20 protein-coding genes, 4 tRNA genes, 1 pseudogene and 1 riboswitch are annotated in these 19,982 nt (G+C 73.3%); of the genes and pseudogenes, 8 read left to right on the top strand and 17 right to left on the bottom strand.

Features of this window, described 5'->3' with window-relative positions:
- The first annotated feature begins 291 nt into the window (after positions 1 to 291).
- The gene (locus AC0VX0_RS05110) at positions 292 to 1,713 is read left to right on the top strand and encodes a hemolysin family protein (RefSeq protein WP_036337238.1); all 1,422 of its coding nucleotides are present in this window, start codon (positions 292 to 294) and stop codon (positions 1,711 to 1,713) included.
- Positions 1,713 to 2,729, top strand: coding sequence for a CNNM domain-containing protein (locus AC0VX0_RS05105; RefSeq protein WP_036337237.1), 1,017 nt, complete (start codon positions 1,713 to 1,715; stop codon positions 2,727 to 2,729). Before AC0VX0_RS05110 ends, AC0VX0_RS05105 begins: the two co-directional genes overlap by 1 nt.
- 452 nt (positions 2,730 to 3,181) lie before the next feature.
- Here the strand turns inward: AC0VX0_RS05105 and AC0VX0_RS05100 are convergent, their stop codons facing one another.
- Positions 3,182 to 3,571: a heavy metal-responsive transcriptional regulator gene (locus AC0VX0_RS05100; protein WP_101966230.1), complete on the bottom strand. Its 390-nt coding sequence runs from the start codon at positions 3,569 to 3,571 to the stop codon at positions 3,182 to 3,184.
- A 71-nt stretch (positions 3,572 to 3,642) separates the two neighbouring features.
- On the opposite strand from AC0VX0_RS05100, the gene merA reads away from it, so the two are divergent.
- Positions 3,643 to 5,091: a mercury(II) reductase gene (merA, locus tag AC0VX0_RS05095; protein WP_371441091.1), complete on the top strand. Its 1,449-nt coding sequence runs from the start codon at positions 3,643 to 3,645 to the stop codon at positions 5,089 to 5,091.
- A 271-nt stretch (positions 5,092 to 5,362) separates the two neighbouring features.
- Here merA and AC0VX0_RS05090 read toward each other — a convergent pair whose 3' ends face one another.
- From AC0VX0_RS05090 to AC0VX0_RS05080, 3 genes are all read right to left on the bottom strand, one after another.
- Entirely contained in the window at positions 5,363 to 5,503 is a 141-nt protein-coding gene (locus AC0VX0_RS05090) for a hypothetical protein (RefSeq protein ID WP_165381393.1), read from the bottom strand.
- 64 nt (positions 5,504 to 5,567) lie between these two features.
- Positions 5,568 to 6,479, bottom strand: a complete 912-nt coding sequence (locus AC0VX0_RS05085) for a cation diffusion facilitator family transporter (protein ID WP_002854089.1) — start codon at positions 6,477 to 6,479, stop codon at positions 5,568 to 5,570.
- Entirely contained in the window at positions 6,479 to 6,853 is a 375-nt protein-coding gene (locus AC0VX0_RS05080) for an ArsR/SmtB family transcription factor (protein ID WP_041103922.1), read from the bottom strand. The genes AC0VX0_RS05085 and AC0VX0_RS05080 overlap by 1 nt, the downstream gene beginning before the upstream one ends.
- A gap of 86 nt (positions 6,854 to 6,939) precedes the next feature.
- Here AC0VX0_RS05080 and AC0VX0_RS05075 point away from each other — a divergent pair.
- Positions 6,940 to 7,071, top strand: a pseudogene (locus tag AC0VX0_RS05075) (ArsR family transcriptional regulator); the annotation flags it as partial.
- Here AC0VX0_RS05075 and AC0VX0_RS05070 read toward each other — a convergent pair.
- From AC0VX0_RS05070 to AC0VX0_RS05015, 12 genes are all read right to left on the bottom strand, one after another.
- Positions 7,069 to 7,963, bottom strand: a protein-coding gene (locus tag AC0VX0_RS05070; RefSeq protein ID WP_377651721.1) for an IS5 family transposase whose coding sequence is annotated in 2 segments (ribosomal slippage) — positions 7,069 to 7,605 and positions 7,607 to 7,963 — 894 coding nt in all. Because the reading frame shifts where the segments join, the coding sequence is not laid out codon by codon here. The pseudogene AC0VX0_RS05075 and the gene AC0VX0_RS05070 overlap by 3 nt on opposite strands.
- Before the next feature lie 35 nt (positions 7,964 to 7,998).
- A complete protein-coding gene (locus tag AC0VX0_RS05065; protein WP_122054294.1) occupies positions 7,999 to 8,283 on the bottom strand; it encodes a hypothetical protein in 285 nt (94 codons plus the stop codon).
- 546 nt (positions 8,284 to 8,829) lie between these two features.
- Positions 8,830 to 9,312, bottom strand: a complete 483-nt coding sequence (gene ribH / locus AC0VX0_RS05060) for a 6,7-dimethyl-8-ribityllumazine synthase (protein ID WP_036383758.1) — start codon at positions 9,310 to 9,312, stop codon at positions 8,830 to 8,832.
- Positions 9,309 to 10,622: a 3,4-dihydroxy-2-butanone-4-phosphate synthase gene (gene ribB, locus AC0VX0_RS05055; protein WP_136939758.1), complete on the bottom strand. Its 1,314-nt coding sequence runs from the start codon at positions 10,620 to 10,622 to the stop codon at positions 9,309 to 9,311. The genes ribH and ribB overlap by 4 nt, the downstream gene beginning before the upstream one ends.
- Complete coding sequence (locus AC0VX0_RS05050) at positions 10,619 to 11,275, bottom strand: riboflavin synthase (protein ID WP_063189646.1); 657 nt, start codon at positions 11,273 to 11,275, stop codon at positions 10,619 to 10,621. The genes ribB and AC0VX0_RS05050 overlap by 4 nt, the downstream gene beginning before the upstream one ends.
- On the bottom strand, positions 11,276 to 12,409 hold the full coding sequence (ribD, locus tag AC0VX0_RS05045; protein ID WP_144820089.1) for a bifunctional diaminohydroxyphosphoribosylaminopyrimidine deaminase/5-amino-6-(5-phosphoribosylamino)uracil reductase RibD: 1,134 nt from the start codon (positions 12,407 to 12,409) through the stop codon (positions 11,276 to 11,278). It abuts the gene before it with no gap.
- Positions 12,406 to 13,110 carry a nicotinamide riboside transporter PnuC gene (gene pnuC, locus AC0VX0_RS05040; protein ID WP_069941988.1) on the bottom strand — a complete coding sequence of 235 codons (705 nt, stop codon included), beginning with the start codon at positions 13,108 to 13,110 and terminating at the stop codon, positions 12,406 to 12,408. Before pnuC ends, ribD begins: the two co-directional genes overlap by 4 nt.
- Positions 13,111 to 13,192: 82 nt before the next feature.
- A riboswitch (FMN riboswitch) is annotated at positions 13,193 to 13,337 on the bottom strand.
- Positions 13,338 to 13,441: 104 nt separating this feature from the next.
- A complete protein-coding gene (gene rpe, locus AC0VX0_RS05035) occupies positions 13,442 to 14,113 on the bottom strand; it encodes a ribulose-phosphate 3-epimerase (protein WP_141842770.1) in 672 nt (223 codons plus the stop codon).
- A gap of 16 nt (positions 14,114 to 14,129) precedes the next feature.
- A complete protein-coding gene (locus AC0VX0_RS05030) occupies positions 14,130 to 15,761 on the bottom strand; it encodes an RsmB/NOP family class I SAM-dependent RNA methyltransferase (protein WP_144820088.1) in 1,632 nt (543 codons plus the stop codon).
- A complete protein-coding gene (locus AC0VX0_RS05025) occupies positions 15,758 to 16,858 on the bottom strand; it encodes a methionyl-tRNA formyltransferase (RefSeq protein WP_144820087.1) in 1,101 nt (366 codons plus the stop codon). The genes AC0VX0_RS05030 and AC0VX0_RS05025 overlap by 4 nt, the downstream gene beginning before the upstream one ends.
- On the bottom strand, positions 16,855 to 17,439 hold the full coding sequence (gene def / locus AC0VX0_RS05020; protein ID WP_144879175.1) for a peptide deformylase: 585 nt from the start codon (positions 17,437 to 17,439) through the stop codon (positions 16,855 to 16,857). The genes AC0VX0_RS05025 and def overlap by 4 nt, the downstream gene beginning before the upstream one ends.
- Positions 17,436 to 18,422 carry a PD-(D/E)XK nuclease family protein gene (locus AC0VX0_RS05015; protein WP_036340783.1) on the bottom strand — a complete coding sequence of 329 codons (987 nt, stop codon included), beginning with the start codon at positions 18,420 to 18,422 and terminating at the stop codon, positions 17,436 to 17,438. Before AC0VX0_RS05015 ends, def begins: the two co-directional genes overlap by 4 nt.
- 158 nt (positions 18,423 to 18,580) lie before the next feature.
- Between AC0VX0_RS05015 and AC0VX0_RS05010 the strand changes: the two genes are divergently transcribed.
- The 4 genes from AC0VX0_RS05010 (at position 18,581) to AC0VX0_RS04995 (ending at position 18,978) form a co-directional block, all read left to right on the top strand.
- A tRNA-Gly gene (locus AC0VX0_RS05010) sits at positions 18,581 to 18,654 on the top strand.
- Between the two features lie 18 nt (positions 18,655 to 18,672).
- Positions 18,673 to 18,743, top strand: a tRNA-Cys gene (locus tag AC0VX0_RS05005).
- Positions 18,744 to 18,801: 58 nt separating this feature from the next.
- Positions 18,802 to 18,873, top strand: a tRNA-Val gene (locus AC0VX0_RS05000).
- A gap of 28 nt (positions 18,874 to 18,901) precedes the next feature.
- Positions 18,902 to 18,978 (top strand) — tRNA-Gly (locus AC0VX0_RS04995).
- 97 nt (positions 18,979 to 19,075) lie between these two features.
- Here the strand turns inward: AC0VX0_RS04995 and AC0VX0_RS04990 are convergent.
- On the bottom strand, positions 19,076 to 19,966 hold the full coding sequence (locus tag AC0VX0_RS04990) for a siderophore-interacting protein (RefSeq protein WP_221844820.1): 891 nt from the start codon (positions 19,964 to 19,966) through the stop codon (positions 19,076 to 19,078).
- Between the last annotated feature and the right edge of the window lie 16 nt (positions 19,967 to 19,982).

The raw sequence follows: 19,982 nt of genomic DNA, 5'->3' as shown, positions 1-19,982 counted from the left end.
ACCGTTTCTGACGTGATGCTCTCGTGGGCGGACGGGGCGTGTAAAGGGGTATACCCGGCTGGACATCCTGGCGGGCAGATGCCCGATGTCGGCGGCGAGGCCACACCCCACCTTGCCCTGCGACCGGTTACCGGTGGTAATGTGCCGCCATTATTCATTCGACCCCTTATGGAGCCCCTGAATACATGAGCGACGGCCCAGCCGCCTGCCCTGGTGACAGTCCGAGCGTCACCCCCACCCCACCCCGCAGCTGGCGGGGTCGCCTGCACCTCGTGGGGAGGTGACTCAGGCATGGATCCAGTCCTGACACTGATCCTCGGATCCCTCATCATCCTGGCGATCATCGCCGCCAACGGCTTCTTCGTGGCCCAGGAATTCGCGTACATGTCTGTAGACCGCGTCCGCCTGCAGACCGCCGCCAAGGCCGGCGACCGCGCCGCCGCCCGCGCACTGCAGGTCACTCGCCGCACCTCCTTCATGCTCTCCGGCGCGCAGCTGGGGATCACGGTCACAGGCCTCATGGTGGGCTACGTGGCAGAGCCGATGGTGGGTGCGGCCCTGACCGAGTTGCTCGGCGGCACCGCACTGCCTTCTGAAGTGGTCATCGCCATCTCCACGCTGGGCGTACTGGTGGTGGCCACCCTGGTGCAGATGATCATCGGCGAGCTGTACCCCAAGAATTTGGCCATCGCCAACCCCGAGCCCCTGGCCCGCGCTCTGGCCCGGCCCACACAGATCTACCTCGGCCTGTTCGGCTGGCTCATCTGGGTCTTCGACAAGGCGGCCGAGGTGCTGCTCAAGCTCCTGCGCATCGAGCCAGTGCACGACGTCGACAGCACCGCCTCCGCCGAGGACCTGGACCGCATTGCCCTGGACTCCAGAGCTTCCGGATCCTTGCCCGCGGAGGTCTCCGTCCTGATCGACCGGGTGCTGGACTTCCCAGACCAGGACGTGCAGCACGCGATGGTGCCCCGCTCGCGTGTGGACGAGGTTCAGCCCCAGACCTCCCTGGCTCAGGTGCGCGACCTGATGGCCACCGGCCACACCCGCTACCCGGTGATCTCGAACGAACACGAACCGCTCGGGGTAGTCCACCTCACCGACCTGCTCGGTGAGACCCGGATGGCCCCGGACACCCCCGTGTCCGCCCTGATGCGCCCTGCACTGGTGCTGCCCACGATGATGTCCCTGCCCGACGCAGCCCGGGAGCTCGACGGCTCAGGGCAGCAGATGGCGTGCATCGTGGACGAGTTCGGCGGCTTCGTCGGCGTGCTCACAGTGGAAGACCTCGCGGAGGAGCTCGTGGGCGAGCTCACGGACGAGCACGACCTGCACCCCCAGGAGGAGATCACCGCCACAGGCCTGCACTCCTGGGTCCTGAGCGCAGAGGCCCACCTGGACGAGCTCGAGCGCCTCGTCGGGCACCCCCTGCCCGTGACCGAGGCCGAGTCCGCCGCCGGTCTGACCATCGACGCTCTGGGCCGTCTGCCCCGGGAAGGCGAGGTCATCACGATCGACCTGCCCGAGGACCCACGAGACTTCGGGGCTGAGGAGGTCTACGACCGCCACCTGCAGGTCGAGGTCCTCTCCATCCAACGCAGGGTCCCAGCTCGACTGCGGATCCACCTCATCGAGGTGCCCCGCTCTGACACCGCCGGCAGCCATGCCGCCCACGAGGCCCAGCCCGACGCCACCACGGACGAGGAGCGATGATGCACGGTCCACTGATCGTCATGCTCGTGACCACAGCGCTGATCGTGCTCAGCGCGATCTTCGTCATCATGGAGTTCTCCCTGCTGGGCGCCCGCCGGCACCGACTGGAGGCCGAGGCAGGACGCAGCCGCGCCGCGCGGGCCGCTCTCAAGGGAGTCGACGAGCTGACCCTCATGCTCGCCGCAGCCCAGTTGGGCATCACCTTGTGCACCTTCGCCCTGGGGGCGATCACCAAGCCGGCCGTCGACGCATGGCTCGGCCCCGTCCTGGAGGACTGGGGCATCCCCGCAGCGGCAGCCGGAACCGCCTCCTTCGTCCTGTCCTTGCTGGCCGTGACCTTCCTTCACCTGGTCATCGGGGAGATGGCCCCCAAGTCCTGGGCCATTGCCCACCCCGAGACCGCAGCCAAAGCCGTGGCCGTGCCCGCACGCGCCTTCGTCTGGACCGTTCGCCCCCTGCTGCTGCTGGCCAACCGGCTGGCCAACCGCCTGGTGACCCTCAGCGGCGTCACCCCCGTGGACCAAGCCGCCGTGGGCGGCTACGACGCAGCGGCCATTCGTCAGCTGGTTGAGCACTCCGCCGCCGCCGGCACCCTGGACCGGCAGAACCATGAAGCCTTGGCCGGTGCCCTGGACCTTCAGACCCTCACTCTCGGGGACCTCCTCCCCCAGGGTCAGCACCCGGTCAAGGTCGCCCCCGACGCCGACGTCGAGGCGGTCCAGAATGCCGCTGCGTGCTCAGGGCACTTGCGTATCCTGGTCCAGCCGGACCATACCCCTGAGAGCGTTCCGGGCGTCGTCCACGTGCGGGACACCCTCACGATGGAGCCTTCTGCGCCAATCCAGCCGCTTATCCAGCAGGCTCTGACGCTGCCCTCCACCACACCGTTGCACGAAGCACTTGCCTCCATGCGCCGCAACAGCCGCCAGCTGGCCGCAGTGACCCAGGACAACCGGTTCACTGGGGTCGTCACCCTCACCGACGTCTTGCGCGGAGTGTTGCCCCGCGCGGCTTGAGTCCACACCTCGGCAACACCACCGCGGGGGCCGCTGAAACGGCCCCCGCGGTGGTGTGGACAAAGAATCAGAATCGGCACAGTGGCCTCGCCCCCCATTCCGGCCTCAATGGGCTCAGTCATGCTCCGACTCACGGGCGTGTAACGGCTAAATCGGTCGTTTGTGGCGGCTGCTCGGTGTGCCGCCCGGTGTCATGTGTGGCTTGCGCCGCTATATGGCGGGGTTCTGTCGGAGCTCAGTGGCGGCCTCCAAGCACGCGGGCAAGAGGGCGCTGCGAGTGAGGCTCACGTTCCGCAAGCCGATCCTTCACCGGGACAGCGGCCGACGGCAGGCCGGAGGAATAGGCGTCGCGATAGGGTGCACCCCGCGCAACAGAACCGTTGCGAAAGGTCTAACACCCCAACGCAACAGAGTGGGCCGCCATGCGCTGCCACGGGCCCGTGACTTCGGTGTCACAGGTAGCGGCAGACATCCTCGGGGGAGCACATGGCCGGGTCGCCGGCGGCGGCGTCCTCGCGCAGGTCGGCGATCGTGGTGCGTAGCTGCGCGAGCTCGGCGAGTTGCCGGTCGATCACATCAAGGCGGGTGTCGAGCAGGTCGGTGACGTGCCGGCAGGGGGCCTGCCCCCGGTCGCGGATGTCCAGCACCTGACCGATCTGGGCCAGGGTCAGCCCGGCCGCTTGCCCCCGGCGGATGAAGTCCAGCCGGTCGAGCACCTCGGCGCCGTAGTCCCGGTAGCCCGCCGGGGTGCGGTCCGCGGCGGGTAGCAGCCCGACCTCCTCGTAGTACCGCAGGGTCTTGCTCGTCGTGCCCGACGCCCGAGCCACCTCACCGATCCGCATGCCACTCATTCTCCCCCTTGACCTTCCAGTGCACTGGAAGGTCGATCCTGAGGGCGATGAAGGAGGAGTTCATGACGGCAACGGCTAACAGCAGGTCGTATGACCTGGCAATGATCGGGTCCGGTGGGGCGGCGTTCGCGGCCGCGATCCGCGCCACCAACCTCGGCAGACGGGTGGTGATGATCGAGCGTGGCACCGTCGGCGGTACCTGCGTGAACACCGGGTGCGTGCCCTCCAAGGCCTTGCTCGCGACCGCCGAGGCCCGCCACGTCACACTCGACGCCTCCCGGTTCCCCGGGCTGCCGCTCCCCGAAGTCCGGCCGGTCGACATGCCCGCCTTGATCGCCGGCAAGGATCGGCTCGTCGGGTCACTGCGTGGCGAGAAGTACCTGGACCTGGCCACCGAGTACGGATGGGATCTCCACCCCGGGGACGCCACGTTCGTCGGCACACCCAGCGAGCCGGCACTGCGCGTCACCGGCCCTGACGGCACGGTGGAGACGGTCCGGGCCGCGCACTACCTCATCGCCACCGGCTCCAGGCCCTGGGCGCCGCCGGTCCCCGGCCTGCAGGAGGCCGGTTACCTGACCTCGACCACCGCGATGGAACTGGACCACGTCCCGGAGTCGCTGCTGGTCATCGGCGGCGGCTACGTCGCGATGGAGCAGGCCCAGCTCTTCGCTCGGCTCGGCGTCCGGGTCACCATGCTGGTCCGCTCACGGCTGGCGTCCCAGGAAGAACCCGAGGCGTCCACCGCCCTGGATGAGATCTTCACGGACGAAGGCATCCAGATCATCCGCGGCGCGGTGCCCAGCGCGGTCCGCCGCGACCCGGCCACCGGCGAGGTCACGGTCACTGCCACCACCACTGACGGCTCACAGGAACTCCGGGCGGCCGAGGTACTCGTCGCCACCGGGCGCCGCCCGGTCACCGCCACGCTCGGTCTCGACACCGTCGACGTGCGCACCGGCGACCACGGCGAGGTGGTCGTCGACAGCCATCTGCGCAGCACCAACCCGCGCGTCTGGGCTGCCGGTGACGTCACCGCCCACCGTCAGTTCGTGTACGTCGCCGCGGCCCACGGCGCCCTCGTCGCCGACAACGCCCTCACCGGCGCCGGCCTCGAGGTCGACTACCGCCACCTGCTCCGGGTCGTGTTCACCAGCCCCGCCCTGGCCGCCGTCGGGATGACCGAACGGCAGGCCTCCGCTGCCGGGATCCGCTACGACAGCCGTGTCCTGTCACTCGCGCACGTCCCACGCGCGATCGTCAACCGCGACACCTGCGGGTTCATCAAGATGGTCACCGACGCCGACACCGGCCGCATCATCGGCATTACCGCCCTGGCCCAGGACGCCGGCGACCTCGCCGCCGCCGGGGTCTACATGCTCGAGGCCGGCATGACCACCAGCCAGGTCGCCAACCTCTGGAGCCCCTACCTGACCATGGCCGAAGGCCTCAAGCTCACCGCGCAGGCCTTCACCACCGACATCGCCAAGCTCTCCTGCTGCGCGGCGTGAACCTGCCCCGCACACAGGGACACCGATAGGGGACCGCCTCGCCCCGGGGCGCGAGACAAGAAAATGGGCGCCGATCAGCCCTACTTACTGGCACCCCTGCGTATCGGACCTGCAACCACCGGGGAGTTCAGTCGATGCAAGAACTCCCGTCCCAGGCCTATATCTGGACGTCTTCACGACCTCTACGTGCTCGACCCGACGAGGACAGCACTGGACGACGCGATGACCGCCTTGCGGCGCCGCCATGAGGCCGCGGTCCGTTTGGGCCGCGTCACCGCACCACCATGACCACGATCGTCACCACGTAAGCCGCGGCGACCAGACCGATCCCCAGCAGGGTGAGCACCACCCCGCGCCGGGCCGGCCGCTGGCCCTCGTCCGGCCCGGGGCCCTTGCCGTGCTTCGCGGCCATCGCGCGCTCCTAAGACGTTGCTCAAGCATGTGCGGCTCTCGCGAGCGGGCTTCCGTGCCGAGTGCTACCAGCTCAGGTCGTGACAGCCGTCGCTGCCGGCGCCCTCCACCTGCAAGGTGGCATGGGCGATACCGTAACGGTCGCGCAGCACCCGGCGCGCGCCGGCAAGCACGGCGCCGTGGTCCGCGCCCTGGTCAGCGACCAGGTGGGCCGTGGCCACGTTCATCCCCGACGTCAGGGTCCACAGGTGCAGGTCGTGGACCTCCTCCACCCCCTCGACCGCGTCCAGGTCACCGGCGACGTCCTCCGGGTCCACCCCCTCCGGGGCGTGCTGGCCCAGCACCGCGATCACCTGCCTGCCCAGAACCACCGCCCGGATGATGACGAAGACCGCGATGAGCGCCGCGACCACGACGTCCCAGATCGGCTGGCCGGTGAGAATGATCAGCACGCCGGCGACCATGACACCCACCGACCCGGCGGCGTCGGCGATCACCTCGTAGTAGGCGCCCTTGACGTTCAGGCTGTCCTTGGCCCCGCTGCGCAGCAGCAGCATGGAGATGATGTTGATCACCAGGCCGGCGAAGCCGACCGCGAGCATGGCGCCGGAGGCCACCTCCGGCGCGTCGCCCAGCCGGCTGATGGCCTCGACCACCACGTACACCCCGACCGCGAGCATCGCCAGCACCGCCAACGCCGAGGCGAACACCTCGGCCCGGTAGGAGCCATAGGTGCGTCGCCCCGTGGAGTCCGGCCGGCTCGCGATGCGCGTCGCCAGCAGCGCCGCACCCAGCACCACCACATCGGCAGCCATGTGCCCGGCATCCGACAGCAGCGCCAACGACCCCGACACCAGCCCCGCGACCAGCTCGATCAGGAAGAAGCCCGCCGTCAGGGCGAACGCCCCCGCCAGCCGCCGACGGTAGCGGCCACCGGCATGCCCGGTCGCCGGGGCATGGCTGTGTCCCGCCCCCATCAGCCCTGCCCCTCGTGGCGGGCGTGCTCACGGGAGACGTCCAGCAGCATCCGCACATGCCCGTCAGCGAGGCGGTAGTACACCATCCGCCCCTCCCGGCGGTTCTCGACCACCCCAGCGGAACGCAGCACCCGCAGCACCTGGGACACCGACGCCTCCGCGACATCGACCGACGCCGCCAGGTCACACACGCACAGCTCGCCGGCCTCCAGCAACGCATACAGCACCCGGGCACGGCGCGGGTCCCCCAGGAGCTTGAACAGCCCGGCCAACCTGCCGGCCTCGCGCTCGTCGGGGATCCTCTCCCGGGTCAGCGCCACCTTCTCCGGATGGACGGCGGTGACCTGACACGAATCCAACGGCGTCACACTCATGCCACGACCATACACCTATGCAGATGTGCAGATATCAGCAGCGGGAGCCACACACGAGAGGTCAGCAGGTTCTGTATGCTCAGCGCATGCTGACTATTGCTTCGCGGCTGGACGTGATGAACCGGCTGGGCCGGGCGATGGCCGACCCGACCCGCTCCCGCATCCTCATGACACTCCTCGAGGGCCCGAGCTACCCGGCGGTACTCGCCCGCGACCTAGGGCATGTCTGACAATCGTTTTGACCATGCGAGCACAGCATTCAGGACCACAGCGGCCCTGTAGATGATCGCGTACTTGTCATACCGGGTCGCCAGACCCCGCCACTGCTTCAGGTGCGCGTACTGACGCTCGATGACGTTGCGGCCCTTGTAGGCGGCCGCGTCGAGGCTGACGGGGCGCCCGCCGCGGGCACCGCGCCGTCTGCGGTGGCCCTGCTGGTCGGCCGGTTCGGGGATGACCGCTTTGATCCCACGGGCGCGTAGGTGGGTGCGGATCGCCCGGGAGGAGTACGCCTTGTCGCCCAGCACCGCCGCAGGGCGGGTCCGGGGCCGCCCTACTGGCCGGGTCACGCGCAGCTGCTCCAGAAGAGGAAGCAGCATCGGGGAGTCCCCTGCCTGGCCGGGGGTGATCAGGCTGACCAGCGGCAGCCCGGTCCCGTCCACGAGCTGATGGATCTTCGTGCTCAGCCCGCCACGGGAGCGCCCGATGCCGTGATCGGCCGGTTCCTCATGCGGATTCTTGTAGTTCGATCCATCCCCCTGTGTGGCGGGTGATGTTCGTCGCGTGCTGGTGGGCGCGGGCGATCGTGGAGTCCACCGAGACCGACCAATCGATCAGGCCTTCGGCGTCAGCGGCGGCGGTCAGCGTGGCCAGCACCGTGTCCCATGTGCCTTCTTCGGCCAAGCGCCGATGCCAGGTCCACACGGTCTGCCAGGGCCCGTAGACCTCGGGCAGATCCCTCCAAGCGATTCCGCACCGGTACCGGTAGATGATCGCCTCCACCATGGTGCGGGCGTCGGCGAACGGCCTGCCGGCGCGGCCGGTCCGGGTCGGGAGCATCGGGGCGATCAACTCCCATTGGGTGTCAGAGAGCATCTGGAACCGGGACATGTCCCCAGGGTCTCAGCTGACTCGTGCATCTATTCTCAGACACGCCCTAGGGCTTCGATGACCGCGGCCTGGCTGGGCGTTGCCGGGTTCGTGGCGGCCTCTCGACGCACCGCGTCGCGGATCGCTTCGGGCACTCGCACGTTCAGGGCCACGGTCGGCGCCCCACGCCGCGCCAGGGGCGCATACCCACCGGCCGGGTCCGAGGTCGTTGCCGGTTCTGCGGGGATCACCGCTCCGGGAGCCGGGGTCTGGGGGGCCGGGGTGGGCTTGCGTCGCTGTGCTCGCAGACTCAGGTCGGGCTCAAGCTGCTTCTCGTTCATGCGGTGATCCTTTCGAAGATGAGGCCGGCCAGGTCGGCGTAGGCGGAGGCGACGGGTTCGCGCTTCTCATAGTGGCCCAGCCAGTCGCAGGCCAGACGTGCACCGGGGACGATGGAGCGGGCCGGCACCAGGGGGGTGAGCAGCAGCCCGGTCTCGCGCAGCTCCCAGCAGGGCCATGGACTGTTTGAACGCGGCCACGCTGCGGCAGGCTCCGTGCACCCCGACGCAGTCGTCCGAGGCGGGGCGGGCCGCATAGATCACCCGTCTGCGGCGGTGAACGCGTTGGGGGTCAACGGCCCGCCCTGACGGTCGGGGCAGTGGACGACGAGCTGTGGATGCCGCGAGCGAGACGAAGGGCGGGGGCTTCGCGTCTCCGCCTCTATCGTCGGGTCCCCGCGCCCTCCGGCCGACCCCATCCATGACGGCGCGGGGCTGCCGGCGTTCCGGACGGGCCCGGTTGACCGGCCTGCGATCACCCCACCGGCCCCGGGGACAGGGTCCACGTCGAGAGCAGCCGACCCAGCAGGCAGCCCCGCCCGGCCACCCTCAGTCCCGTGGCGTGACCGAGCGCAGCGCGAGCTCGGTGAGGACGGCCGCCTCGAGGGCCTCGCGTCCCTTGTCCTCTCGGGATCCGGGCAGGCCCGCCCGGTCGCGGGCCTGCTGGTCGGTGTCCACGGTGAGCACGCCGAAGCCCACGGGAACGCCGGTGCGCACCGAGACCTCCGTCACGCCCTGGGTCACGGACTGGCACACGTAGTCGAAGTGCGGGGTGTCCCCGCGCACCACGACGCCCAGGACCACGACGACGTCGAATCGCTCCGCCAGCCGCGCCGCGGCGACGGTGAGCTCGACGGTGCCGGGCACGCGCACGAGCACGGGCTCCAGGCCCAGGTCGGCCGCGGCGGCCTGCGCCCCGGCGATCAGCCCGTCCATGATCTCCGTGTGCCACTGGGCGGCGACGATCGCCACGTTCAGGCCGCTCGCAGCGGCGGGGTCGGGGGTGAAGGTCGGGGCTCCGGCGCCGCTCATGGGGTGTCCTCCTGGTGGGTGGGGTGGGTCGGGTCGGTGGTCGGGTCATCGGCCGGCGTGGCGGGGCCGCCGGTGGCCGTCGGCGGTTCGAGCACGCGGTCCGCCAGGGCGTGGGCCATGCGGTCCCGCTTGGTGCGCAGGTAGACCACGTTGTGCTCGGTGACAGGCGTGGGGGCCGGGACACGCTCGACGACGTCGATGCCGGCCGCCCGCAGCCCCGCGACCTTCGCGGGGTTGTTGGTGACGAGGCGGATGCGCCGATGGCCGGCGGCCGTGAGGACGGCGGCGGCCCCGGCCCAGTCGCGCGCCTCGGCGGGCAGACCGAGGGCGAGGTTGGCCTCGACGGTGTCCATCCCCTCCTCCTGGAGCCGGTAGGCGCGGATCTTGTTGGCCAGGCCGATGCCGCGTCCTTCGTGGCCCCGGAGGTAGAGGACGGCGCCGCCCTCGGCCGCCGCGCGGGCGAGGGCGTCCTCGAGCTGGGGGCCGCAGTCGCAGCGCAGGGAGCCGAGGACGTCGCCGGTGAGGCACTCCGAGTGCACGCGGACGGTGAGGGGACGCTCCGAGTCGGTCTCCCCCGCCACGAGCAGCAGGTGCTCGGCCCCGGTCTCGGCGTCCACGTGCACGCTCACGCGGAACAGGCCGTGCCGGGTCGGCAGGGTGGCCTCGGCGGGGACGGCGGTCAGGGCCGGCGTCGTCTCCTCCAGGTGGGCCACGAGGTCCTCGATGGAGATCAGCACGAGGCCGTGCTCGTCCGAGAACTCCCGCAGGGCGGGCAGGCGCATCATGGTGCCGTCGTCGTGGACGAGCTCGGCGATGGCGGCCACGGGCGCGACGCCGGCCAGGCGGCACAGCTCGACGCCGGCCTCGGTGTGGCCGCGGCGGGCCCGGACGCCGCCGGGGACGGCGCGCAGGGGGAACACATGACCGGGCCGGGTCAGGTCGCCGGGGGCGGCACCGGGGTCGGCGAGCAGGCGGAGGGTGCGGGTGCGGTCGGCGGCGGAGATGCCGGTGGTGACGCCGGCGGCGGCGTCCACGCTCACGGTGTAGGCGGTGCCCTTGGGGTCCTCGTTGACGGTGGTCATGGGCGGCAGGGCCAGGCGGTCGGCCAGGCCGGCCGGCAGGGGCGCGCAGATGACGCCCGAGGTGTGGCGGACGGTGAAGGCGGTGACCTCGTCGGTGGCCAGGGCGGCGGCGTAGATCAGGTCGCCCTCGTTCTCGCGGTCGGCGTCGTCCACGACGACGACGGGCCGGCCGGCGGCGATCGCGGCGATCGCCGCGGGGACGGGGTCCAGACGGATGTGCTCGCTCACGGGCGGGCCTCCTCGGTGGGTGCGGCGGGGGCGGAGGGGATGAGCGCGAGGCGCTCGGCGTACCGGGCGAGCACGTCGGTCTCGAGGTTGACGCGGTCGCCCGGCCGCAGGGCGCCCAGGGTGGTGGCCTCGAGTGTGGCCGGGATGATGCCGATCTCGAACCAGTGCGCGGCCGCGCCCGGGTCGGAGACGGCGGTGACGGTGAGGGAGACGCCCTGCAGGGCGATGGCCCCCTGCGCGGGGACGTAGCGGGCCAGGCGGGCGGGCAGGCCGATGCGCAGGGTGGTCCAGGCCCCGTGCGGGGTGACCGCGAGGACCTCGCCGGTCCCGTCCACGTGGCCCTGGACCACGTGCCCGTCCAGGTGGTCGGTGGGGCGCAGGCAGCGCTCGAGGTTGACCCGGTCCCCCGGGGCGCGGTCGCCGAGGCTGGTCATCCGCAGCGTCTGGCCCATGAGGTCTGCACGGAACACGCCGGGGCGCTCCGTGGGTCCGTCGAGGGCCGTGAGGCACACGCCGTCGACGGCGAGCGAGCCGCCGGCGGGCAGCCCGTCGAGGGCGCGGCCGGCGTCGAGGGTCAGCAGGGCGGTGTCGGCGGCCGCGTCGTGCTCGAGGGCGACGACGGTGCCGAGATGGGTGACGATGCCGGTGAACACTCAGTCCTCCTGGAAACGGGTCGGGGCGGGGGCGGTGGGCAGGCGCGGGGCCGGCACCGGGCTCAGGTGGGTCCAGACGTCGTCGCCGAGGGCACGGGCGGGGCCGCCCTCCGCGGGGTCGGGATGCCAGCGCGGTCCCTCGGACAGCGTGGCGACGTCCAGGCCGGCGACGGCGGCGCGGCCCGGGCCGAGCAGCAGGGGCGCGGTGTAGACCATGAGCTCGTCCACGAGGCCGGCGCGCAGCCACGCGCCGAGCACGCGGGGCCCGCCCTCGATGAGCACGTGCTCGGCACGGCGGCCGTGGGGCCAGGGCCCGGGATGGGCGGCGAGCGCGGCGAGGACGGCGTGCGGGTCGTGGTCCGGCACGTGCAGCAGGACCGGGTGGGCGCGCAGGGCGGCGCCGTCGGGCACGGGCCGGTGACCCTGGACGACGGGCACGGGCTGGTGCGCGAGTTCGGCGCCGGCGGCGTCACGGGCGGTGAGGCGGGGGTCGTCGGCCAGGACGGTCCCCGTGCCGACGACGATGGCGTCGACGCGGGAGCGCACCTCGTGGGCGTGGACGCGGGAGTCCGGGCCGGTGATCCACTGGCTCGTGCCGTCGGCGGCCGCGGCGTGGCCGTCGAGGGACTGGGCGAGGTGTCCGGTCACCCACGGGCGGCCCGCGTCGCGGACCTCGCGCCAGCGGGCGGTGAGCGCGAGGGCGGCCGCCTCGCCGGTGGGGCCGGTGACGTGCACCCCGTGCGCGGCGAGGCGGGCCGCGCCGCCGCCGTCGTGACCGGTGGGGTCCGCGACGGCGTAGCGCAGTGCGCCGATCCCCGCGTCCAGGACGGCCTGCGAGCAGGGGCCGGTGCTGCCGGTGTGGTCACAGGGCTCGAGGGTGACGTGCAGCGTCAGGCCGGCGGGGTCGAGGGTGGCCAGGGCCGGATCCGCGGCGCGGGCGGCCCGCCAGCGGGTCAGGGCGTCGACCTCGGCGTGGGCGGTCCCCCGTCCGCGGTGGTGCCCGACGGCCAGGATGCGGCCGGCCGCGTCGGTCAGGACGGCCCCGACGAGGGGGTTGGCGCCGCGCACGCCGCGCAGCGCGGCGCCGACGGCGAGGTCCATGGGGTCGGCGGACGGGGTCTCGGCGGCGTTCATCGGGCGACGTCCCCCTCGGGGCCGTCCGGCAGCAGCGTCTCCACGGCGGGCTTGTCCCGGTCTGTGGCGCGCAGCCACACGAAGAAGCCGATCAGGGTGAAGGCGCCGTAGAAGGCGTACATGACGGCCGAGGCGTAGTAGCCGGTGCTCCACAGCAGGGGCACGCCGACGACGTCCACGGCCACCCAGATCAGCCAGAACTCCACCCAGCCGCGCGCCATGCCGTAGGTCGCCAGCAGCGATCCCACGAACGTCCAGGCGTCCGCCCACACCGGCTCCCACGAACCCAGCGCGCGGAACACGGGGGTGAGGGCGACGGTGCCGACCGCCATGGCCGTCACGAGGAACACGCGCCCGCGCCAGCCGGCCCACTCCGGGGTGATGGCGGGAGCGTCCTCGGCGTGGCCCCGACGGGCCTGACGCCAGCGCACCCAGCCGTAGACGGAGACGGCGATGAACATGACCTGTCGGCCGGCCTGACCGAGCAGGGTGGCGTGATCGGCCCCCGTGAACAGGGAGGCGAGGAAGACCGTCAGCAGGATGAGGTTGCCGAGGATGCCCACGGGCCAGGCCCAGACCCTGCGCGCCATGCCGCCCAGGGCGGAGGCGAGGCCGAAGACGTTGCCCAGCACCTCGCGCATGAGCAGGCCGCCGCCGGCGACCGGGACGGTCCAGTTGAACGCGTCCACCAGCCAGTCCATGACCGTGACGCCACCTCCTCGGATCGGGACTCCGAGGGGTGCGCTCCGCAGCCCTCCCGCGCAGGGCGCGGAACGGCTCCGCCGCGTGCCTCTCCCATCCCGACTGTACGGTCGGCACCGGAATTCCACCGGTCAGGCCGCTCTGCACCGCCTCGGATGAGGACGGGCCGCGCGGTTAGCGGGCTGTCACCGCCGGTGCGGACTTCCACCGCATCTCGGAGCACGTTGCTGTCCAGCAGTATCGCACGCCCGGCCGGCCGCGCATGCCGGACGTCGCCGGACGACGCCGGGCGACGTCCGGCGCGGCGGGCGGGCGACGGCGTCGCCGGGCTCAGTGGCAGGCGCGGGCGGCGGCGGTGCGCAGGCCGGCGAGCGCGGCGTCGGGGTCCTCGGCGCCGAACACCGCGGAGCCGGCCACGAACACGTCGGCCCCGGCCTCGGCCGCGCGTTCGATGGTCTCGCGGTTCACGCCGCCGTCGACCTGGAGGGCCAGCGGGGCGGGCCCGCCGTCGAGGGCGCGGCGGGCCCGGCGAATCTTCGGCAGCACGACGTCGAGGAACGCCTGCCCCCCGAAGCCGGGCTCCACGGTCATCAGCAGGAGCATGTCCAGCTCCGGGAGCATGTCCAGGTAGGGCTCGACCGCGGTCGCCGGCCGCAGCGCCATGCCGGCCTTCGCTCCGGCCGCGCGCAGCTCCCGGGCCAGCCGGACGGGCGCCGCCGACGCCTCGGCGTGGAAGGTCACGGACTCGGCCCCCGCCTCCGCGTAGCCGGGCGCCCAGCGGTCGGCGTCCTCGATCATCAGGTGGAGGTCCAGCGGCAGGTCCGTGGCGCGTCGGATCGCCTCGACCACGGGCAGGCCGAGGGTGAGGTTCGGGACGAAGTGGTTGTCCATGACGTCCACGTGCACCGCGTCCGCACTGGGGATGCGGGCCAGCTCGTCGGCGAGGCGGGCGAAGTCCGCGGACAGGATCGAGGGGTGCAGGCGCGGGGCGCGGGCGGTCATGGTCGGGTCCTCTCGGTCAGGCGCCGGGGGCGCGCAGCAGGGCCAGGAACATGGCGTCGGTGCCGTGCCGGTGCGGCCAGAGCTGGGCCGTGCGGGCGACCACGTCTCCCGGCTTCGGCGCGCCGGCGGGTTCTGCCTCGTCCAGGCGCAGGTCGTCGAGCGCGACGGTGTCGAGGGCGGTGCGGGCGTCGAGCAGCTCCAGCTCGGGGTGGCGGCGCACGAGGTCCTGGACCTGGACGACGGTCTCCGCGACGTGCGGGGAGCAGGTCACGTAGGCGAGCACCCCGCCGGGGGCCAGGACGGCGACCGCCGCGTCGAGCAGCTCGGCCTGCAGGCCGGTGAGCTCGGCGAGGTCGGCCGGGGTGCGGCGCCAGCGCGACTCGGGTCGGCGGCGCAGCGCACCGAGGCCGGTGCAGGGGGCGTCCACGAGGACGCGGTCGAACGCCGGGGCCGCCTCGGGGGCGTCGGCGATCGTGCGGCCGTCCCCGGTCCGGACGGTCCAGGCGCCGGCGGGCACGGCGGCGAGTGCCTGCCGGACGAGGTCGGCGCGGTGCGGGGCGACCTCGTTGGCCACGAGCGTCGCCCCCCGCTCGGCGGCGAGGGCGGCCAGCAGGGCCGCCTTGCCGCCAGGGCCGGCGCACAGGTCGAGCCAGCGCTCGGCCCGCCCCTCGGCCGCGGGGACGGGTGCCTGGGCCAGGGCACGGGCGGTGAGCTGGGAGCCGGCGTCCTGGACGCGGAGCACGCCCTCGCGCACCCCGGGCAGACGGCCGGCATCGCCGCCGGAGTGCAGGGCGGAGTCCGGGGCCAGCGGCCCGGGTTCGGCGCCGTCGTCGAGGGCCGCGGCGAGCGCCTCGGCCCCACCGGCCACGGGCAGGGCGACGAGGTTGACCACGGGCGGGGCGTTGTCCGCCTCGAGCAGGGCGGCCAGCTCGGCGTCGCGGTCGGCGATGTGGCGGGTGCCGCGGTGGGCGGCCAGGGCCTGGCGCAGCGCGCGGACGATCCACACCGGGTGCGAGGCACGGACGGCCAGGGCGGCGTCGCCGCCGTCGGCAGGGGCGACGTCGGCCAGCCACTCCTCGAGGGGGCGTTCGGCAACCCGACGCAGCACCGCGTTCACGAACCCGGAGGCGCCGGCCCCGATCTCGGCGCGCACGAGGGAGACGGTGGCGTCGAGGGCGGCGTGGGCGGGCACGCGCATGCCCAGCAGCTGGTGGGCGCCGAGCCGCAGGGCGTCGAGCACGGGTGGGTCGATCTTCTCGAGCGGGCGGTCCACGCAGCGGGTCAGGATCGCGTCGTACAGGCCGAGCCCGCGCAGGGTGCCGTAGGCGAGTTCGGTGGCGAAGCCGGCGTCGCGCCGGTCGAGGCGGGCCTGGCGGATGCGCGCCGGGAGGACCAGGTTCGCGTACGCGTCCTCGGCATGGACGGAGCGGACCACCCCGAACGCGACGCGGCGCGCCGGGTCAGCGGTGCGGGAGCGCTGCGACGGCGCCTGCGCCGAGTACTTCCGCCCGGCGCCGGAGCGACCCCGGTTGCGGGTGCGCCCCTGCGCGTCGCGGCGGTCCTGGGCGTCCGGCCGGGGTGCGCGGCCGCGTTCTCCGCGGGCCCCTCGCTCGCCCCGGCCCTGTCCTGCCTGTCCTTCGCGGCTCATGCGCGTGCCTCCTCGTCCTGTGCCGCGGCGTTCCGCGCGGCCTCGCGTGCCGCCGCCCGGGCGGCGGCCTCCTGGCGGGCCTGTTCTTCGTGGTGGGCGAGCGCCTCCCCGGCCAGCAGCGCGGCCCCGGCGGCGGCGCCGCGCGCCCAGTCGGCGGCCGGCATCAGCTTCCTGCCCGCCGGCTGGACGCGGGAGAGCCGGACGGCCCCGCCGGCCGTGCGCAGCCAGGCGGCCTTCGCGGCCACCAGGATCTGCCCGGGAACCGCGGCGTCGAGGGCGGAGGGCCAGCCGTCGTCGCCGGCGCGGACCGGGGCGACGCCGTCGAGCTTGAAACGGGCCGGGGCGGCGCCGTCGTCCGCGGTCAGCCAGCCCCAGGCGCCGGGCTCGGGGGTGACGCCGTTGATCCGGGCGGCCACCTCGGCGGCCGGGCGGGCGGGGTCCACCAGGCCGTCTGCGGCCGTGAGCTTCGGCGCGTGGGTGGGTTCGCCGCGCTGGGGCGTGGCCGTCGCGGTGCCGTCTGCCAGGCGGTCGAGCACGTCGATCACGAGTGGGCCGCCGCGCTCGGCGAGGTCGGTGAGCACGGCCCCGGCGGTCTCGTCGGCCGCGACGGGGCGGGTGAGCCGGGCGAAGACGGGCCCGGTGTCCAGGCCCTCTTCGAGCTGGAACACGTCGGCGGCGATCTCGGTCTCCCCGGCCATCACGGCGCGCTGGACGGGGGCGGCGCCGCGGTAGGCCGGCAGCGCGGAGAAGTGCAGGTTGAGCCAGCCGTGACGGGGGATCTGCAAGGCCTCGACGGGCACGAGCGCCCCGTAGGCGACGACGACGGCCACGTCCGCCTCGAGCACCCGGATCGCCTGGAGGGCATCGGCGCCCTCGGGTCCGCGGAGTCGGTCGGCCTTGAGCACGGGCAGGCCGGCCTCCTCTGCCGTGACCGCGACCGGCGACGGGGTCAGCACCCGCCGGCGCCCGACCGGGGCGTCCGGCCGGGTGAGCACGCCGACGACCTCGTGGGGCGAGTCGAGCAGGGCGCGCAGCACGGGCACGGCGGTCTCGGGCGTGCCGGCGTAGAGCACGCGCAGGGGCGTCGGGGCGGTCATCGGGCGGCTCCTGTTCCGGCGGCGGGGACGGCGGGGGCGCCGAAGACCGAGCTGACGGCGGCCGCGCGCGCGGCCCCGATGCGACGAGCGGCGCGGTCCACCTCGCCGGCGCGCATGCGGCGGCGGGCCTCACGGCGTTCCTCGCCGTCGAGGCGGTCGACGTAGAGGATCCCGTCGAGGTGGTCGGTCTCGTGCTGCAGGCAGCGGGCGAGCAGGCCGGTCCCCCGGTGCTCCACCGGGTTCCCGTCCACGTCGGTGCCGCGGACGACGGCCTCGGCGGCGCGCGCCGGGTGGTAGCGCAGCCCGGGCACGGACAGACACCCCTCGCCCGGCTCCCGCAGCGCCTGGCCGGCGGTCTCGAGTACGGGATTGACCACGTGCCCGGCGACGCCGGCGACGTCGAACACGAAGACGCGCAGGCCCACGCCCACCTGGGGCGCGGCCAGGCCCACGCCCCCGACGGCGTGCATCGTCTCGATCATGTCCGCCACGAGGGCGCGCACATCCGCGCCCGGGGGCACGGGCGACGCGGCGGTGCGCAGGACGGGGTCGGGGATGGTGCGGACGGGCAGGACGGTCACGCCGTCACCCTATCGCCGCCCTCGGCAGACGCCGGGCGCGACGACGACCCGTCGGGCGCCACGTCCGGGGCGGCGTGGGAGCCGCCGCCGAACGCCGCGGCGCGCACGGCCTGCAGGCCGGTGGCCGCCGACACCGGGACCGACGGCGGAGGGGGGCCGATGACACGGAGCGCGGGGCCGGCGTCGTCCACGGCCTGCGCGTGCTTCCAGACCTGGCGCAGGGCCCAGAACTTGTGCCAGTGGCGGGGCAGCACGCCCGGGTTGGCCTGGTGCACGGCGACCTCGGTCTCCCCCAGGGCGACGCCGAGCAGCATCTCGGCCTGGCCGTGCCGCCACTCCTCCCAGGTGCCGGCCTCGGGGTCCACCAGGGACTCCTCCGCCTTCAGGCCGGCGGTCAGCTGCATGACCACCTTGGGATCGAGCGCCTTGACCCGTCCGTCCCGCCCCGTGCCCTTCGTCTTGTAGTCGATCAGGCACAGCCGGCCGCCGATCCGGGCGACGAGGTCCAGCGTGCCCGCGTAGCCCACCGTGTGGTTCCAGACGGTGATCTCGGCCGCGATCGGCCGGACGTCGTAGAGGTCCCACCACTCGTCGAAGCGGTCCGCGTAGGCGCCCTCGCCGTGCTCGATCAGCCGGGCCCGGGCCTCCGCCATGGTGTGGGGGCGGCCGAGGGCGCGCTGGGCCACCTGCTCGGCGTAGTCGTGCACGCGGTCCCCGCGCTCGGCCGCGGCGTCCCGGTAGCGGGCGGCGGCGTCGGCGGACTGCCGGGCCACCTGCTTCAGGCGCGCCGCGGAGCCCACCGATTCCGCCAGGCGCGGATCCTGGGTCACGGACTGGGCCGCCATCCACCCAACCCAGCCGTCCAGGTCCGTCTTCTCCATGCCGATCACGGTGGTGATGGACGGGACCTCGGGCAGGCCCGAGAGGGAGCGCGCGTACATGCGTCCGTGGGGGGTCTGATGCGCGAGGCGTGGCTGGGTCATGGTCAGCCATTCTGGCAGGGTCCCCGGACCCCCGACGGGGTGGCCCGACACGCCTCCGGACGCCGATTTTGCATCCGGGCGGAGATGGCCTAGAGTTCTTTCTCGTTGGAAAACGCAGGTGAGCGGCTCGGACGAGCGGATCCCGGCGGCACCGACGCGCGGATGTAGCTCAGTTGGCTAGAGCGCCACCTTGCCAAGGTGGAGGTCGCGAGTTCGAATCTCGTCATCCGCTCGCTCAACCTTCACCCCTGGTCGGGTGGCCGAGAGGCGAGGCAGCGGCCTGCAAAGCCGTATACGCGGGTTCGAATCCCGTCCCGACCTCGCAGGCTTCTCCGACCGGGAGTGGCGGCATGTTCACCACCTCCTCGGAGGTGGACGAGCGCGATTGGCGCAGCGGTAGCGCGCTTCCCTGACACGGAAGAGGTCACTGGTTCGAACCCAGTATCGCGCACGGAGACGATCCGTGAGGATCGACTCAGGCGGATGTAGCTCAGTTGGCTAGAGCGCCACCTTGCCAAGGTGGAGGTCGCGAGTTCGAATCTCGTCATCCGCTCCACACACGAAGGGCCCCTCCTGGCGGAGGGGCCCTTCGTCGTTCCGGGGCGTGCGGTCGGCCTCGTGCTCGGAGCACGGACGCCGACCGTCGGACGGGATCAGAGCCGCGGGCCCTCCACCCGCCAGTAGCCGCTGAACATGATCGCGCGCTTCGGTGCGATGCCGCGGCGGACGATCACCCGCCGCGCCGCCGTCGCGAGCGACTGCTCGCCGCACGCCCACACGTGGTCGCGGGGCGCGGCGGGGAGGTCCTCGAGGTGCGGCGTGAGCAGGGCGCCCGGCACGGCGTCTCCGCGGTGCAGGACCGTGAGCGTGGCGCCCTCCGGGACCTCGAGGGCGGGGACGTGGTCACGGCCGGGCACCTCCAGGACGACGTCCATCCGGCCCCCGCGCGGCGTGCGACGCTGCGCGGCGAGGGCGGCGGCGATGCTCGGGACTGCGGTCTCGTCCCCCACCACGAGGTGCGACTCCCCCGCCGCCGGCAGACGATAGGCGCCCGTCCCGGTGCGGAAGCCGGCGACGTCGCCCGGACGTGCGGTGCGCGCCCACGTGCCGGCGGGGCCCGCATGGTCGTGCACGACGACGTCGACGTCGATCTCACCGACGGAGGGCCGGTGCTCGGCGACCGTGTACCACCGCAGATCCGGCCGCACGTCCTCGGGGATCCGCCCGACCGCTCGCCGCGCATTGAGCGCCGCGGGATCGGGCATCACGAGCGCCCGCCCCGGGGGCGGGGTGAGCAGCCCGAAGTACTCGTCGCAGCCCTGCGGGGTGAACGTGCGGAACTCCTCCGCGGCGAACGTGAGACGACGCAGCCGGGGGGCGAGCAGCCACGTGGCGCGGACCGTCATGGTCCACTGCGGATACTCGTCGCGGTCAACGGGCATCGCCTGGCCGAGGGCCGCGAGCCCGCGGTAGGCCTTCATCTGCAGGGCCTCGACACGCGAGGGACGGGCGGCAGGCGGGGGGAGGACGGAGGAGCTCGTCATCCGGTCAGCATAGGTG

It is taken from the genome of Micrococcus sp. iso_26 (assembly GCF_056172975.1).
The sequence above is the reverse complement of the archived record's forward strand: the minus strand, read 5'-3'. Positions and strand labels throughout refer to the sequence as shown.